This window comes from Georgenia sp. Marseille-Q6866 (assembly GCF_965111665.1).
The window spans coordinates 16,974-31,155 of the sequence record NZ_CBCOOR010000019.1; the positions used below are offsets into that span (position 1 = coordinate 16,974).

Consider the following 14,182-nt stretch of genomic DNA (forward strand, 5'->3'; position numbering starts at 1 on the left):
CGCGCACCGCAGCGCTGTGCGCCCGCTCGTCGTCCCAGCGGGCGCACGGCTCCGAGGATCCACGGTCTACGCCGGTGTGAGGACCTCGGCCTCGAGCCGCGCGTAGCTCGTCTCCATGCCGTCGACCATCCCGGTCCCGAGGACGGCGTCGCGCGTCTCGGCGTCGGGGTAGGTGACGACGACGGTGAGCAGGGTCCCGCCGTCGACGGGCGTGAGGGTGAGCTCGTTGACCGCGCCGGGACCCTCGACGCCGATCATCCGCTCGGTCGTCACCTCCCGGTACGGCGGCGCGGACTCGAGGAGCTCGCCGGTGAAGCCGAAGCGGTCCCCGCCGCCGTCGCGCTCCCACTCGTTGCGGTAGGTGTTCCCGACGGTCGTCGCGACCTCGCACACCGGCATGCTCCACCCGTCGGGACCGAGCATCCAGCGGCGGATCAGCGCGGGGTCGTGGTGGGCGTCCCACACGGTCTGCACCGGGCCGTGGATGACCCGGCTGATGCGGACGCGGGTGTCGTCGAGGAGCTGCGCCGCAGTGGGCAGGTCCGCGGCGAAGGAGGTGAGGTCGGCGAGGACGGCGTCCACCTGGTCCATGGCGGCGGTCAGGCCCTCCTCCATCCCCATCGAGAGCAGCTGCTCGAGCGCGTCGAGGGAGGGGAAGACGGTCCGCGTCATCAGCCGCGAACCGGTGCCTGTCGGCTCGAAGGTGTAGACCATCCGCGTGGAGGGCAGGCCGGCGTCGGGCTCGCCGTCGGGTGTGGCGAAGCCGTCGCGGACCTCGAAGGACCGGCCCGGCTCGACGGTGAGGAACTCCCAGTACCCGCCCGCCCGCTCGCCGTCCGGTCCGGTCATGTAGTAGTCCGACCGGCCACCGACGGTGACGTCGTGTCGGGTGAAGGTCGCGGGCCAGCCGGGCGGGCCCCAGAACTTCTCGATCTGGCGGGGGTCGACGTAGGCGTCCCAGAGCCGGCTGACCGGCACGGGGAAGTCGGCGACGACGGTCATGGTGAGCGCGTCGAGGTCCTTCTCGACGGTGGTGACGGGCATGGCGGTGCCTTTCTGGCGGTCACTCGTCCTCGGTGAGGAGCGCGTCGAGCCGGGTGACCCGTCCGCGCCAGAGCTGCTCGTACTGGTCGAGCAGGAGCTGGGCCCGGCGGATCGTGTCGGGGTTGCCGCGCACGAGACGTTCGCGGCCCTGCCGGTGCTTGGTCACCAGACCAGCTCCTTCCAGGACGGCGACATGCTTCTGCACGGCCGCGAACGACATGTCGTAGTCGCCTGCCAGCTCGGTCACGGTCGCCTCCCCCACGAGGGTGCGCCGGACGATGTCGCGCCGGGTGGCGTCGGCGAGGGCCCGGAACACCCGGTCCGTCGCGGCGTCGTCCAGCACGCGTTGTACAACCATGTGGTTGTACATTAGTGACGGACGACGCGTCCGTCAACCCCCTCAGGCATAGCGCCGGGCAACCTCTACCGTCCGCGGGCCGTAGTGGCCGCCGAAGATCACCGCGTGCATGACGAGCATCGTCAGCTGGTGCAGCCCCACCCGCTCCTGCCACCCCGCGGCCAGCGGGGAGACCTCCTCGTAGCCGGCGAGGACGTCGGGCAGGCGGTCGACGCCGAAGAGCGCGAGCGCCGCGAGGTCGGTCTCGGCGTGCCCGCCGTGCGCCGCGGGGTCGATGAGCACGCCCGCGACGGCGCCGTCCCGCTGGGTCCACACGACGTTGCCGCCCCACAGGTCACCGTGGAGGCGCGCGGCCCCGTCCCCGACGAGGCCGGGCTGGTCGTGGTCGAGGTCCCCGGCCGCGAGCCGGTCGGCGACGCGCTCGAGGGCGCGGGCGCCGTCGTCGTCGATGGAGCCGTTCGCCAGCGCACGCGGCACGTACGGGCGCAGCTGGTACTCGGCGTAGAACTCCCCCCACCGGGTGAAGGGCGCGTCGGCGTCGTGCTCGTGCAGGGGCATCGGCCCCGAGCTGCGCGGGACCTCCCCGCGCCACCCGGGCGGGGTGCAGCCCAGGGACGGTGCGCCGGCGGCGTGCGTGTGGGCCAGGCCGCGGCCGAGGGCCGCAGCAGCCTGCGCCGTCGGCTCGGCCGAGGGCAGGTGGACGAGGTCCATCCAGCCCTCCCCCTCGGCGAGGATCTCGACGACGGGCGCGCCACCCTCCTCCACCGCCTCGGTGAGCCAGCGCAGGCCGGCCGCCTCGAAGCGCAGCGTCACCGGCTCGTCGGTCTTGTGGAAGGAGCTCATGGGGCCATCGTGGCAAGGCGTGGGCCGCCCGGCGAGGGTAGGCCCGGTTCGCTACAGTCGTCACCGTGAGTGAAACGGGCGCGCGGGGCAACGCGGTGGTCATCGAGGACGACGCCGACATCAGGTTCCTCCTCGAGGTCACCCTGGGTCAGGCCGGCTTCGCCGTGACGTCGGCGCCGAACGGGCAGGCCGGCGTCGACGCGGTGCGCGAGCTGCAACCCGTCATCACCACCCTCGACATCTCCCTGCCCGACTTCGACGGCTTCGAGGTGGCGCGGCGCATCCGCGCCTTCTCCGACACCTACATCCTCATGCTCACCGGCCGGGCGGACGAGATCGACACCCTCCTCGGGCTCGAGGCCGGGGCCGACGACTACGTGACCAAGCCCTTCCGGCCCCGCGAGATCCGGGCCCGCATCGAGGCCCTGCTCCGCCGTCCGCGCACGGTGGCCGGTGAGGCGCCGCCCGCGGCACCGCCCGCCGAGCTGCCCGCCGCGGCCGAGGCCGCGGGGACGCAGGACGACGCCTTGCTCGTCCACGGCGACCTGCGCCTGGACCGCGACGCCCGCGTCGTCGAGCTGGGCGGGACGCCGCTGGAGCTGACCCGCAGCGAGTTCGACATCCTCACCGCGCTGCTGTCCAGCCCGCGGCGTGTGCTGAGCAAGTCCCAGCTCGCCGGCGTGCTGTGGTCCGAGAACGGCTACGACACCGGCCTCGAGGCAACCGACGCGGACCGCCGCTCGGTCGAGGTCCACGTCGCCAACCTGCGCCGCAAGCTCGGCGAGGACGCCACCAGCCCGCGGTACGTCGAGACGGTCCGCGGCGTGGGCTACCGGCTGGCGCTCAACGCCCGCTGAGGGCTGCCCGTGCCCCGCGCAGCGCGTGGCACGTGGGCCCGGCGAGGGCCTCGACCTCGGCCAGCGCCCGCTCGACCCCCGCGCCCTGCGCGGTGCGGCACCGGGTGGCGGCGTCCGCGAGGGCGAGCGCGCCGAGCATCTGCGCGGAGCACGCGAGGCTGAGGGACACGTCCCGCAGGTCCTCGCCGGTGGCCACGGCCTGCCGGAGCCGGGCGAGCCGCTCACCCGTCATGTCGAGGAAGCGGTCGATCATCCCGGCTGCTGCCTGCGCCCCCACCTGGGCGACGAGGTCGGTCAGCGGACCGCGGTCCAGCAGGTCCCCGGTCACGGTGTCCGTCCGAGCTCAGCCACAGTACGCCGCGCCGATGCCGACACGCTCGACGCGCACCTTGGTGCTCGACGGCGCCGGGACGGTCGTGCCGTCGGTGAGCACCGCGGCCACGCGCATGGTGTAGCTGTCGAAGCTGACGAAGTCGAACTGGTAGGGGCTGACCGTCGTCGTGCGCTGGCGGGCGGGGACGGTGCCGACCTCGCGCCACGTCCCACGGTCCTCGAGCTGGAGGCTCCACCGGGCCACGGTCTGGTTGAGACCACCGGCGTCCCAGTCCCAGCCCAGGGTCACCCACTGGTTGAGCCAGCCGGGCGTGCAGCGCATGGCGGAGACGCTCGGGGCGGCCGGCAGCTGGTGGGTCGCGGTCCAGGTGTTCGCGGCGGTCCACGTGCCCGCGGTGGCGACGCCGTCGACGGCCGTGGCGAAGGCGAGGGTGCGGCCCCCGAGCTGGACGCGGACCTGGTCGGAGGGGACGAAGGTGAGGCACAGGGTGCGGGCGCCGCTCAGACGCTCGCCGCCGGTGACGGTGAAGGAGGTACGGGCGCCGCTGAGGCCGGCGGTGTAGGCGACCGGGTCCGTCGCGGCGCAGGTGCCGTTCTTGCCGGCGAGGCGGTAGTCGACGCGGGAGCCGTCGAGCTCGGCGCCGGTGAGGGCGCGTCCACCGGAGGTGACGGTCACGGCGCCGGGGCGCCACGTGCCGCTCGTGTCACCGGACATGCCGAGGGTGGCCGTGGTGCCGGTGCCGGCGGTGGTGACGTCCACCTGGACGCCGCCGGTGCGCAGCTGCGCGACGGGCACGGAGGCCTCGTCGCTCCACGCGGCGAGGGTGGACTCGCTCGGACGCAGGAGGAGGACCCCGCCCAGCACGACGGCGAGGGCGAGGAGGCAGGCGGTGAGCCGCGTGGTCATGGCATCTCCTGGGTGAGCGTCCAGCGGATCGCGCCGGCGTCGAGGGTGGTGTGCTGCGCGACCGTCGCCGGGACGGTGAGGTCGACGACGGCGGTGACGGTGGCGCCGTCGTCGGCGGGTGTGACGGTCCAGCCGCGCGTGCCGGCGGCCGGGAGCGTCGTCGTCACCCGCGGGGCGGAGCGGGTCAGGCCCTGCAGGCCGGTGACCTCGAGGCCGAGAGTGCCGGTGAGGAGCTCACCGGCGGCGCTCACGCTCACCGTGGAGGTGAGGCGCACGACGTCGCCAGGGACGAGCGGGGTGCTCGTGGGCAGCGGCTGGGGGGTGCCGGGCCGCAGGACGACGGTGCTCGAGCTGCCCGGCTCGACGGTGAGCTCACCGGCGGAGACGACCTGCCCCTCGCGGAGCTCGGCGTCGTTCCACCCGGCGAGGGTGGTCCCGCTGCCGGAGAGGAGGACCACCGCGACGACTGCGGCGAGTGCGGCGCGGGTCAGGCGGCTGGGCACGATGGTTCTCCTCTCCGGTGGGTGGTGCGGGTGCGGGTCAGCGGGCGGGGACGGTGTCCTGCTGGAGCGTGACGTCCAGGCCACCGAGGGAGACATCCTGGCCCTGGCCGACGAGCTTGGCGGTGGTCGCGTCGAAGGCGACGGTGACGGCGACGTCGAGCGTCTGCTTCTCGTCCTCGGCGACGACGGCGGCGGAGGTGCCGGTGACGGCCTCACCGCTGAGCGACATCGTCGCGTTCTCGCGGAGCTGGGCGAGGAGCTCGGCGTCGCCGGTGAGGCCCTCGAGGTTGTGGGCGACGGTCGCGCGGAGCAGGTCGCCCCGCGCGTCGATCGTCATGGTCTCGCTGTAGGTGAGGGCGTCGCCCGGGACGACGAGATAGGACCCGTCCGCGACGGCGGCGGTGACGTCCGCGCCGGCGACGTTGGTCCACGTGCCCTGGCCGGCGGCGAGGTCGAGGACACCGGCGGTGATCGCGGTGTCGGTCGCCGCGGCCTCGGAGTCGGACCACTCAGCGAAGGTGGCGCCGCCGGCGCCGAGGACGACGACACCCACGGCGGTGGCCGCGACGGCCTTCCACGTGGTGCCGGTGGAGCGGGAGGTGGTGGAGCGAGCCATGGTCGTGCCTCTCGGTGCGGGGTGCCGGTCTGTCCGGCGCTGCACCAAATATCGGCGGCCGACCTCAGCGACCCCTCCCCCGCACCTCAGTCCCACCTCAGGACTGGCTCAGGATTCCTCAGAGCCAGCTGAGCACCCGGTTGCCACCCTCCGCCACGGCCCGCTCCGCCCGCCGCGCAGCCAGCTCGCGCAGGGCGTCGAGCTCGTAGCCGGTCTCGGCGTCGGCGGCCACCCCCAGGCTCACCCGCAGGCGCAGCCGGGCGCCGTCGACCCGGAGGGGCACGGCGATGACACGGCGGCGCAGGTTCTCCGCCCACGCGTGGGCCTCGACGCCGGTGAAGCCGCGCAGGAGCACCTCGAAGACGTCGCTCGCGTCGTCGTCCACGCGCCCGGCGAGGGAGTTGGACGGTGGCGCGAGGACGCGGGCGCTGTCGACGACGGCGACGAGCGCCGCCTCCGCCACGGTCCGGTCGAAGGCGGTGGTGAGGTTGTCGCGGCCCTCGATGACGACGACGACGGCACCCAGCGGGTCCCCCGCGCGCTGCGCCTCCCGTACCGCCTCACGGGCCCGTGGCACGAAGCTCGTCGGCGTACGCAGGCCGGTGCGCGGGTCGAAGGCGCTCGTCCGGGTCTCCCGGGCGTGGACCTCATCCGTCCGGATGATGACCATGCAGTGCCCGGCCGTGGTGATGAGGACGATGAGCATGAGCAGCGTCGTCGACGTGCCGAGCGGTCCGGTGAACGTCGGGGAGTCCGGTCCCTGCGCGAGGTACACCGCGAGGCGCGCGCCGTAGTAGACGCCGACGAGCAGCAGGATCCCGCCGAGCACCGGGCTCAGCCGGTGCCCCATCCGCCGGCCCCGGAACGCCTCGGCGCCCCCCAGCCGCCCGCCGGCCCCGACGGGGGCGAGTGGGCCGGCGGGCAGGACCGCGAGCCCGGCCAGGGCAGCGAACCCGCTCGTGACGCCCAGGAGCGGGCGCCGCCCGTCGTCGGCGCGGATGCCGTTCCACATCGCCAGGGTGGTGACCACGGAGGAGGCGTTGCCCAGCGCGACGAACCACCAGAGCGTCTCGCTCGCCGACGCGGCCAGGTAGAACAGGGCGGTCGTGACGGCGCTGCTGAGCGCGAGCGTCCACAGGAGGTCCACCGGCGAGCGTCCCCGGCTGGCGACCTCGATGACGAAGGCGGTCGCGATGAGCGTGATGACGACGATCGAGACGACGTAGAGCGTCATGGCGTCGAGCATCAGCTGCCCTTCCCGGCCGGGAGGACGACATCGACGCGGGTACCGCGACCGGGTTCGGAGGTGAGCGTGATGGAGCCGCCGAGAGCCTCGACGATCTGGCGGCTGATGTGCAGGCCCAGGCCGGTGCCCTGGACCGAGGTGTGACGCACCTGCGGCGCCCGGTAGAAGCGGCTGAAGAGCTGGGCCTGGTCCGCGGTGGGGATGCCGGGACCGTCGTCGGTCACGGTGAGGCACACCCGGCTGCCCCTGTCACTGATCTCGATGCTGACGTGGCCCCCCTGGTGGGAGTACTTGACGGCGTTGGAGACGACGTTGTCGACGACCTGGGTGAGGCGCCCGACGTCCGCGCAGACGACGGCGGCGCTCGACGTGGAGACCGCGATCTCGATGTCGCGGTCGGCGGCGCGCGGGGACTGGGACTCGACGACGTCGTCGACGACGGCGGCGAGGTCCACGTCCTCCCGCGAGCCGACGTCGGACGCGGTGCGCGCAGCGCTGAGGAGGTTGTCGATGAGGATGCGCAGGCGACCGGCGTTGCGCTCGGCCACCTCGAGGTGGCCCCTGACGTGCGGCGGCAGGGCGGGGTCGTCGATCGCGAGGTCGAGGTAGCCGGCGACGGAGGTGAGCGGGGTGCGCAGCTCGTGGGAGACGGAGGAGACGAAGTCGTCGCGTTGGGACAGGGCGAGCAGCTCGTCGGTGATGTCGTGCAGGGCCACGACCGAGCCCTCGCTGCCGCCGTCCTCGTGCGGGAGGCGGCTGGCGCTGATGCGGAAGGCGGCGCGGTCACCCGGGGCCCGCTCCCACCACACGACCCTGCGGTCGAGCGACTCGCCGGCCGCGACGGCGGCGAGCCGCTCGGAGTCCACGGGCGTGGTGCCGTCGGCGGAGAAGAGCCGCGGCGCGGCGTCGACGAGGTGGGAGCCGACGGCGAAGCCGCCACCGCTCGCCTCGCGCAGCGCCCTGTTGGCGACGACGACGGTGCCCTTGGGGTCGAGCACGACGACACCCGCGTCGATCGTGTTGAGGACGCCTTCGAGACGCGCGCGGTCCAGCGCCGTCTCCTCGAGCAGCTCCTCGACGAGCGCGCTCTGCCCCGCGAGGAGCTCGCGTCGCGCCGCGGACCTCTTCTCCGACAGGTGCAGGGAGCTGGCGACGGCGATGATCGCGGCCGGGACGGTGAACATCCGGGCGGCGTTGTCCGGCGTGATGGACAGCGCGTCGGCCTGGAACGCGTGGACGATGTCCACCCCCATGGAGGAGGCCACGCCGGCGGCCACGGCCGTCGTGGTCGCGCCCCACCCCATCCGCGCGAGCCACACGACCGGGAGAAGAAGGAGCACCGAGGCACGCGCCCCGACGCTGAGGAGGCAGACGACGGCGAGCATGTCGAGCAGCGGGACCACGCCCTCGGCCCCGCGTGGCAGCAGGTGCCAGGGCACGACGGCGGCGACCGCGGTCGCGAGAAGGTTGACCGCCGCGCCGACGAGGACGGCGTCGGGGACGCCCTGACCGAACTCGTCCCAGGCGACCAGGGCGACGGTCATGACGCCGTAGACGACGAAGAAGGGCAGCTGCCGGCCGAGGACGGCGAAGCGGCGCTGGGTGGTCTCGTCGGCGACGGGGGCTTGCTGGCGGGGCACGGGTCCGAGCCTAGGCTGCACGGCGTAGGGTGGCGCGGGCGGCGCGCGGCCGGCCGGACTGGAGGCGTGGTGGGCGACGTTCTCGTCCAGGCGTTGTCGCTCGTGGCGATCATCGCGCTGGGCCTCGGGGTCAAGCGGCTCGGCTGGGTGTCGGTGGCCCACTTCCCGGTCCTCGCGACCATCGTCCTGCGGATCACCCTGCCCGCGGCGATCATCACGGGCTTCAACGACTTCGACCTCACGTGGGCGCTGCTGTCCCTGGCGGTGGTGGGGCTGGTCGTCAACGTCCTCCAGCAGGGCACCGGCATGCTCATGGGGCGCCGCAAGGGCCGGGAGGCGCAGGCCTTCGGCGTCCTCAACGTCGGCAGCTACAACATGGGCGCCTTCGCCATGCCCTACCTCGCCGGCTTCATGGGTCCCCAGGCCCTGGTCCTCGCCTCGCTCTTCGACGTCGGCAACGCCGTGGCGGCCGCGGGCATCGGCTACGCGTGGGCGGTGGCACTGGTCCCCGGGGAGCGCCGGATGGGCCTGGGTGGCTTCGTGCGCACGATGCTGCGCTCGACGATCTTCGTCACCTACCTCGTCATGCTGCCGCTGCGGCTGCTCGACCTCCGCCTGCCCGACCCCGTCATCGAGCTCACCGGCACGATCGGCGCCGCCAACACCTTTCTCGCGATGTTCATGATCGGCGTGGGGCTGGAGCTACGGCTGCCGCGGGCCAAGTACCGCCAGGCCCTCATGCTGCTCACGGTGCGCTACGGCTACGCCGTCCTCTTCGCGCTGGGGACGTGGCTGCTCCTGCCGGTGCCCACGGAGGTGAAGATCGTGCTCTGCATGGTGTACTTCGCGCCGATCGCGGCGATGGCCCCGGGCTACACCGCCGAGGTGCGGGGCGACGTCGAGCTGTCGACGTTCATGACCTCGGTGACGATCCTCGTCGGCATCGTCGCCATGCCCCTCGGCCTCCCCCGGCTCGGCTGAGGCCCTCCCCCGCCCCCCTTCCCGCCGACAGCTGGATTCCGCCCGCCGTCCGTCAGCCGACGAGCTCGGCGACCCACTGGGGCACGAGCCGGGCGGCCGGCCCGGTCCGGACCTCGTCGAAGTAGCGCGAGACCTCGCTCGGCTCGAGGTTGAGCTCGAGCGTCCGGGCCCCGCTGCTCGCCGCCAGGGCGACGTAGCCTGCGGCCGGGTACACCGCCCCGGACGTGCCGACGGCGACGAAGAGGTCGCAGGCCGTGACGGCGCCGTGGATGCTGTCGAGCTCGTAGGGCACCTCGCCGAACCACACGACGTCGGGGCGCAGCCGGGCCTGTCGGCACGAGGGGCAGGGCGGGGCGTCGAGGAGGTCAGCGTCCCAGCCGGGCCGGGCGCCGCAGGCCTCGCAGCGGGCCCGGCGCAGCTCGCCGTGCATGTGGACGACGCGGCGTGAGCCCGCCCGCTCGTGAAGGTCGTCGACGTTCTGCGTGACGACGAGCAGGTCCTCCCCGAGCGTCTCCTCCAGGGCCGCGAGCGCCCGGTGGGCAGGGTTCGGCTCGACGAGCGCGAGGTCGCGGCGGCGGGCGTCGTAGAAGCGGTGGACGAGCGCCGGGTCCCTGGTGAAGCCCTCGGGGGTGGCGACGTCCTCGACGTCGTGGCCCTCCCACAGCCCACCGGAGTCGCGGAAGGTCCGCACCCCCGACTCTGCGGAGATCCCGGCACCGGTGAGGACGACGACGCGCATGACGCCATTGTGCGTGCACCCCGCGCCGCTCGCGCCCGCCGCTACGGTGGGGCGGTGAGCCCCCGCCCCGTCCTGCGACGTGCCGCTCGTGCGCTCGACCGGGTCCCGCGCTGGGGCCGGCTCCTGCTCGCGGCCGCCGTCACCGCGCTCGGGGTCCTCACGGTGCTGCGGCCCACGTCCTCGCTCGGCGCCATCGCACTCCTGCTCGGCGCCGGGCTCGTCGTCCAGGGCGTCGTCGAGCTCGTCGGCGCGTCCCCGGGCGCCCGCGGGCGCGCCGTCGTGGCAGCCGCCGGCTGGGTCCTCGCGGGCGTCGTCGTGCTCCTCCTGCCCGGGCTCACGGTCCGGGCGCTCGCCGTCGTCGTCGCGGTCGCGCTCCTCGTCCACGGCGCGCTTCTCCTGATCTCGGCGCTCCGGCGGGGCCGGGCGGGCGCCGACCGGCTCGCCGACGCCGCCTTCGGCGCCGCCGGTGTCCTCCTCGGCCTCCTCGCCCTCGCCTGGCCGGACATCACCTCGCTGGCGACGGCCGTCGCCGTCGGCGCTCGGCTCGTCATGAGCGGTGTCGCCCTGGCGTGGACGACGGCGGGCACCCGCCGCTCGCCCCGCCACCGGCCCCGCAGGCGCGCGGTCGCCGCACTCACCGCCGTGGCGGTCACGGCAGGCGCGGCGGTGCTCAGCGGCACGCTCCGCGAGGGCTCGACGGTGAGCGACGACTTCTACGCCGCGCCGCGCGACGTCCCGGACGAGCCGGGACGCCTCGTCCGGGCGGAGGACTTCACCCGCGACGTCCCGGAGGGTGCCCGTGGCTGGCGGGTGCTGTACACGACGACCAGGGGCGACGGCACCCCGGCGGTGGCGAGCGGTCTCGTCGTCGTCCCGGAGGGCGAGGGCCCGTGGCCGGTGGTCGACTGGCACCACGGCACCACCGGCGTCGCCGAGCACTGTGCGCCGTCGCTGTCGCCCGAGCCCTTCGCGTCCGGTGCGCTGCTCGTCCTCCCGGAGGTCCTCGACTCCGGGTGGGCGCTGGTCGCCACCGACTACATCGGGCTCGGCACCAGCGGGCCCCACCCCTACCTCGTCGGACCGGACAGCGCGCACGCCGCCCTCGACGCGGTCCGCGCGGCGCGCGAGCTCGTCGACCTCGACGACCGCACCGTCGCGTGGGGCCACTCCCAGGGTGGCGGCGCCGCCCTGTGGAGCGGTGCGCTCCAGCCGGAGTACGCGCCGGACGTCGAGCTGGCGGGCGTGGCCGCCCTCGCCCCCGCGAGCGACCTGCGGGGCCTCGTCGCGGGTCTCGAGGACGTCACCGGGGGCAGCGTGCTCGCCTCCTACGTCGCCGCGGCCTACGCCGCCGAGTACGACGACGTCACGTGGCGGCAGTACGTCCGGCCGGGCGCCGAGGTCGTCCTGCGGCAGATGGCCGACCGGTGCCTCGAGCCGCCGGGCGTGCTCGTCTCGGTCCTCACGGCGCTGGCCCTGTCCGCCGAGCCCACGCTCCTCGCCACCGACCCGGCATCCGGACCCTTCGGGGCACGCCTGGCACAGAACGAGCCGCCGCCCCCGCCGCTCCCGGTCCTCCTCGCGCAGGGCGGGGCGGACACGCTCATCACGCCGGCGGTCCAGGACGCCTACGTCGGGCGGCTGTGTGCGCAGGGCGCCACCGTGGACCACCGCACCTACGACGGCCGCGACCACCTCTCGCTCGTGGCGGCCGACTCCCCGCTCGTCCCCGAGCTCCTCGCGTGGACGGCCGAGCGGCTCAGCGCTGCTCCCGTCCCGCGGGACTGCCGCTCGGTCCGCGACGCCGGGCCGGAGGCGCCGCTACGATCACACCCATGAGCACACCGGCCGTGCGCGTCGTCGTCGCTGACGACCAGCCGCTCATGCGACGAGCCATCGGCGAGCTCGTCGAGAGCGAGGCGGACCTCGAGCTCGTCGGACAGGCGAGCAACGGCGCGGAGGCGGTGCAGATCGTCCGCGAGAGCGGCGCCGACATCCTCCTGTGCGACCTCGACATGCCGGTGATGAGCGGCGTCGAGGCGATCGGGGAGCTGTCCACCGGCGGGGAGGTCAGGAGCATCGCCCTGACGACCTTCTCCTCCATGGACCTCGTGCTGGCGGCGCTGCGCGCCGGCGCCAGCGGGTACCTCGTCAAGGACGCCACCCCCGAGGAGATCGTCGACGCCGTGCGCCAGGTGCGTGAGGACTCCATGGTGCTCTCCCCGTCCGTGGTCAAGCTCCTCGCTGCTCACGTCACCACGCTGCCGGCCACCGCCACCCCGCAGCCGGCACCTGACGCGCCGGAGCTCTCCGAGCGCGAGTACCAGGTGCTGCAGCTGCTCGCCGGTGGCCTGAGCAACCGGGAGATCGGGGCCGAGCTGCACCTGTCCGAGGGCGCCGTCAAGCTGCACCTCGGCCGCGCCTGCGACCGTCTCGGTGCCCGTGACCGCGTCCAGCTGCTCGTCCGGGCGGTGGAGCTCGGGCTCGTCACCCCCAGCCTGCTCAAGCCGGAGACGGCGATGGACCGCTACCGCTGACGGCGCCGCGCACTGGCCGACCGTCCACGCAGCAGTGGACGATGGGCCATCGCGGGCGCGGGCCGCGCGGGGGCAGACTGGCGAACGTCACACCGACTCCAGTGCAGGAGGTTCCTCCCGTGAGGCTTCGCCGCATCGCCGCAGCGTCCCTGGTCCTGTCCGCCGCCGTCGTCCTCGGGCCACCGGCCCTGGCCGCGGACACCGGCCCCGCCGTCGGGGCCCCGTCCCCGCCGGTCGCGGAGCCGGCGACCTTCCTCGGCGACCTCGCGTGCCAGGTGCTCGGGGACTTCTTCGAGAAGTGCTGAACCGCGCCTGACCACCGTCACTGACCACCGTCACCAGCCCCACCCGCACGCCCCGGTGCTATCGTCCGGGCGATGGCCGACGACGGTGAGCCGAGGGGGACTCTCCGCCGGCTGGGGCGCGTGCTCCAGGCGGCTCCCAGCCCGCTGTCCAGGGTGGCCGCCACCGTCCTCGCGCTCCTCGGCGCCGTCCTGCTCCTCGACTTCCTCCTCGACACCCCGGTCGTCACGCTCGCCGAGCTGCTCCGGTGCGTGCTGTTCGGCCTCGCCTGCCTGGGCCTGCCCGTCAGCACCCGCTACCCGGCGGCAGCGACCGCCCTGTTCCTCCCGGGCAGCGCCGTCGCCGCCGTCGCCACCGACCGGATCGGCATCGTCACCATCATGGCGTGCGTGCTCGTCGCGGTCGTCGCGACGGTCGCGAGCGCACGGGCGGCCGCCGTCGTCCTGGCCGTCCTCACGGCGTGGGCGGCCGGCGTCTCCGTCGCCGTGTACGGCGACCTCACCCACCTCGGCCCGTACCTCCTCTTCGCGGTACCCGCCACGCTCGTGGGGCTCGCCTTCGGGCGCCTGCGCCTGCACTCCTCCCGTACCGAGCGGCACAACCGCGAGCTGCTCCGGCGCCAGGCCGAGGTCCGCGCCCGCGAGCGCGAGTCCCTGGCGCGCGACCTGCACGACGTCGTCGCCCACCAGCTGACCCTCATCTCGCTCGTCGGGGGCAGCCGCGCACGCAGCTCGGACCCCGACAAGCTCCGGTCGGCACTCCAGGAGACGAGCGAGCTCAGCCGCGAGGCGCTCGTCGAGCTGCGCAAGCTGCTGCGCGTGCTGCGTGACTCCTCGGGCGTCGGCACGGAGGCGGACCCCACCCCGCACGGCCTGGTCGACGTCGGCCTGCACGACGGCGTGCACCACCTCGCCCAGCGCCTGCTCGACCTCGGCTTCCCCGTCGACCTGACCATCGACGCGCCCAGGGAGATCAGGACGCCGCGGACCACCGTCGAGTCCATCCTGCGAATCCTGCAGGAGGCGACGACGAACGTCGTCAAGTACGCGGTTCCTGCCTCTCCCGTGGTCATCGCCGTGCGCCTCTCCCCCGAGGCGCTGTCCCTCACCGTCGAGTCCGAGGTGGCCCCGGCACGTCGCCGGATGAGCCCCGAGCTCGGGACCGGCCAGGGGATCATCGGCATGCAGGAGCGGGCGGCCCTGCTGGGCGGCGAGGCGATCATCGGGCCGGTCGGCTCGACCTGGTCGGTCCAGGTGGCCCTGCCCCTCTAGGGCACCG

16 protein-coding genes are annotated in these 14,182 nt (G+C 74.3%); 6 read left to right on the forward strand and 10 right to left on the reverse strand.

The annotated features are described in order from the left end of the window. Nucleotides 1–66: 66 nt before the first annotated feature. From ACWPXV_RS14550 to ACWPXV_RS14560, 3 genes are read right to left on the reverse strand one after another with little or no spacing between them, the layout of a single operon-like run. Nucleotides 67–1,044, reverse strand: coding sequence for an SRPBCC family protein (locus ACWPXV_RS14550; protein WP_454085889.1), 978 nt, complete (start codon nucleotides 1,042–1,044; stop codon nucleotides 67–69). A gap of 19 nt (nucleotides 1,045–1,063) precedes the next feature. Continuing rightward, nucleotides 1,064–1,402, reverse strand: a complete 339-nt coding sequence (locus ACWPXV_RS14555) for an ArsR/SmtB family transcription factor (RefSeq protein ID WP_454085890.1) — start codon at nucleotides 1,400–1,402, stop codon at nucleotides 1,064–1,066. A gap of 42 nt (nucleotides 1,403–1,444) precedes the next feature. After that, a complete protein-coding gene (locus ACWPXV_RS14560) occupies nucleotides 1,445–2,245 on the reverse strand; it encodes a fructosamine kinase family protein (RefSeq protein WP_454085891.1) in 801 nt (266 codons plus the stop codon). Nucleotides 2,246–2,310: 65 nt separating this feature from the next. On the opposite strand from ACWPXV_RS14560, the gene ACWPXV_RS14565 reads away from it, so the two are divergent. Next, complete coding sequence (locus ACWPXV_RS14565; RefSeq protein WP_454085892.1) at nucleotides 2,311–3,102, forward strand: response regulator transcription factor; 792 nt, start codon at nucleotides 2,311–2,313, stop codon at nucleotides 3,100–3,102. Here the strand turns inward: ACWPXV_RS14565 and ACWPXV_RS14570 are convergent. The 6 genes from ACWPXV_RS14570 to ACWPXV_RS14595 form a co-directional block, all read right to left on the reverse strand. Next, nucleotides 3,089–3,430 (reverse strand): hypothetical protein, encoded by a 342-nt coding sequence (locus ACWPXV_RS14570; protein WP_454085893.1) that lies wholly within the window; start codon nucleotides 3,428–3,430, stop codon nucleotides 3,089–3,091. The genes ACWPXV_RS14565 and ACWPXV_RS14570 overlap by 14 nt on opposite strands. A 15-nt stretch (nucleotides 3,431–3,445) precedes the next feature. Beyond that, nucleotides 3,446–4,342 carry a hypothetical protein gene (locus ACWPXV_RS14575; protein WP_454085894.1) on the reverse strand — a complete coding sequence of 299 codons (897 nt, stop codon included), beginning with the start codon at nucleotides 4,340–4,342 and terminating at the stop codon, nucleotides 3,446–3,448. After that, nucleotides 4,339–4,845 carry an alternate-type signal peptide domain-containing protein gene (locus ACWPXV_RS14580; RefSeq protein WP_454085895.1) on the reverse strand — a complete coding sequence of 169 codons (507 nt, stop codon included), beginning with the start codon at nucleotides 4,843–4,845 and terminating at the stop codon, nucleotides 4,339–4,341. The genes ACWPXV_RS14575 and ACWPXV_RS14580 overlap by 4 nt, the downstream gene beginning before the upstream one ends. A 37-nt stretch (nucleotides 4,846–4,882) precedes the next feature. Further along, nucleotides 4,883–5,461, reverse strand: a complete 579-nt coding sequence (locus ACWPXV_RS14585) for an alternate-type signal peptide domain-containing protein (protein WP_454085896.1) — start codon at nucleotides 5,459–5,461, stop codon at nucleotides 4,883–4,885. A 118-nt stretch (nucleotides 5,462–5,579) separates the two neighbouring features. Next, nucleotides 5,580–6,707, reverse strand: coding sequence for a hypothetical protein (locus ACWPXV_RS14590; RefSeq protein WP_454085897.1), 1,128 nt, complete (start codon nucleotides 6,705–6,707; stop codon nucleotides 5,580–5,582). Continuing rightward, nucleotides 6,707–8,347, reverse strand: coding sequence for a sensor histidine kinase (locus tag ACWPXV_RS14595; protein ID WP_454085898.1), 1,641 nt, complete (start codon nucleotides 8,345–8,347; stop codon nucleotides 6,707–6,709). The genes ACWPXV_RS14590 and ACWPXV_RS14595 overlap by 1 nt, the downstream gene beginning before the upstream one ends. Nucleotides 8,348–8,416: 69 nt before the next feature. Between ACWPXV_RS14595 and ACWPXV_RS14600 the strand changes: the two genes are divergently transcribed. Continuing rightward, entirely contained in the window at nucleotides 8,417–9,328 is a 912-nt protein-coding gene (locus ACWPXV_RS14600) for an AEC family transporter (RefSeq protein WP_454085899.1), read from the forward strand. A gap of 52 nt (nucleotides 9,329–9,380) precedes the next feature. On the opposite strand, the gene ACWPXV_RS14605 is transcribed toward ACWPXV_RS14600, so the two are convergent. Next, nucleotides 9,381–10,067, reverse strand: coding sequence for an NAD-dependent deacylase (locus ACWPXV_RS14605; RefSeq protein WP_454085900.1), 687 nt, complete (start codon nucleotides 10,065–10,067; stop codon nucleotides 9,381–9,383). 54 nt (nucleotides 10,068–10,121) lie between these two features. Between ACWPXV_RS14605 and ACWPXV_RS14610 the strand changes: the two genes are divergently transcribed. The 4 genes from ACWPXV_RS14610 to ACWPXV_RS14625 all read left to right on the forward strand — a co-directional run bounded on the left by ACWPXV_RS14610 (nucleotide 10,122) and on the right by ACWPXV_RS14625 (nucleotide 14,175). After that, nucleotides 10,122–11,903, forward strand: coding sequence for a lipase family protein (locus ACWPXV_RS14610; protein WP_454085901.1), 1,782 nt, complete (start codon nucleotides 10,122–10,124; stop codon nucleotides 11,901–11,903). Then, complete coding sequence (locus tag ACWPXV_RS14615) at nucleotides 11,900–12,601, forward strand: response regulator (RefSeq protein ID WP_454085902.1); 702 nt, start codon at nucleotides 11,900–11,902, stop codon at nucleotides 12,599–12,601. The genes ACWPXV_RS14610 and ACWPXV_RS14615 overlap by 4 nt, the downstream gene beginning before the upstream one ends. A 119-nt stretch (nucleotides 12,602–12,720) precedes the next feature. Beyond that, nucleotides 12,721–12,906 carry a hypothetical protein gene (locus ACWPXV_RS14620; RefSeq protein WP_454085903.1) on the forward strand — a complete coding sequence of 62 codons (186 nt, stop codon included), beginning with the start codon at nucleotides 12,721–12,723 and terminating at the stop codon, nucleotides 12,904–12,906. A 72-nt stretch (nucleotides 12,907–12,978) separates the two neighbouring features. Further along, nucleotides 12,979–14,175 (forward strand): sensor histidine kinase, encoded by a 1,197-nt coding sequence (locus ACWPXV_RS14625; protein WP_454085904.1) that lies wholly within the window; start codon nucleotides 12,979–12,981, stop codon nucleotides 14,173–14,175. Nucleotides 14,176–14,182: the final 7 nt, after the last annotated feature.

Bases quoted from the DNA above. Each gene is read 5' to 3' on its own strand.
- ACWPXV_RS14560 (WP_454085891.1), bottom strand. From the start codon at position 2,245: ATGAGCTCCTTCCACAAGACCGACGAGCCGGTGACGCTGCGCTTCGAG.
- ACWPXV_RS14590 (WP_454085897.1), bottom strand. From the start codon at position 6,707: ATGCTCGACGCCATGACGCTCTACGTCGTCTCGATCGTCGTCATCACG.
- ACWPXV_RS14605 (WP_454085900.1), bottom strand. From the start codon at position 10,067: ATGCGCGTCGTCGTCCTCACCGGTGCCGGGATCTCCGCAGAGTCGGGG.
- ACWPXV_RS14555 (WP_454085890.1), bottom strand. From the start codon at position 1,402: ATGGTTGTACAACGCGTGCTGGACGACGCCGCGACGGACCGGGTGTTC.
- ACWPXV_RS14615 (WP_454085902.1), top strand. From the start codon at position 11,900: ATGAGCACACCGGCCGTGCGCGTCGTCGTCGCTGACGACCAGCCGCTC.
- ACWPXV_RS14575 (WP_454085894.1), bottom strand. From the start codon at position 4,342: ATGACCACGCGGCTCACCGCCTGCCTCCTCGCCCTCGCCGTCGTGCTG.
- ACWPXV_RS14550 (WP_454085889.1), bottom strand. From the start codon at position 1,044: ATGCCCGTCACCACCGTCGAGAAGGACCTCGACGCGCTCACCATGACC.
- ACWPXV_RS14585 (WP_454085896.1), bottom strand. From the start codon at position 5,461: ATGGCTCGCTCCACCACCTCCCGCTCCACCGGCACCACGTGGAAGGCC.
- ACWPXV_RS14625 (WP_454085904.1), top strand. From the start codon at position 12,979: ATGGCCGACGACGGTGAGCCGAGGGGGACTCTCCGCCGGCTGGGGCGC.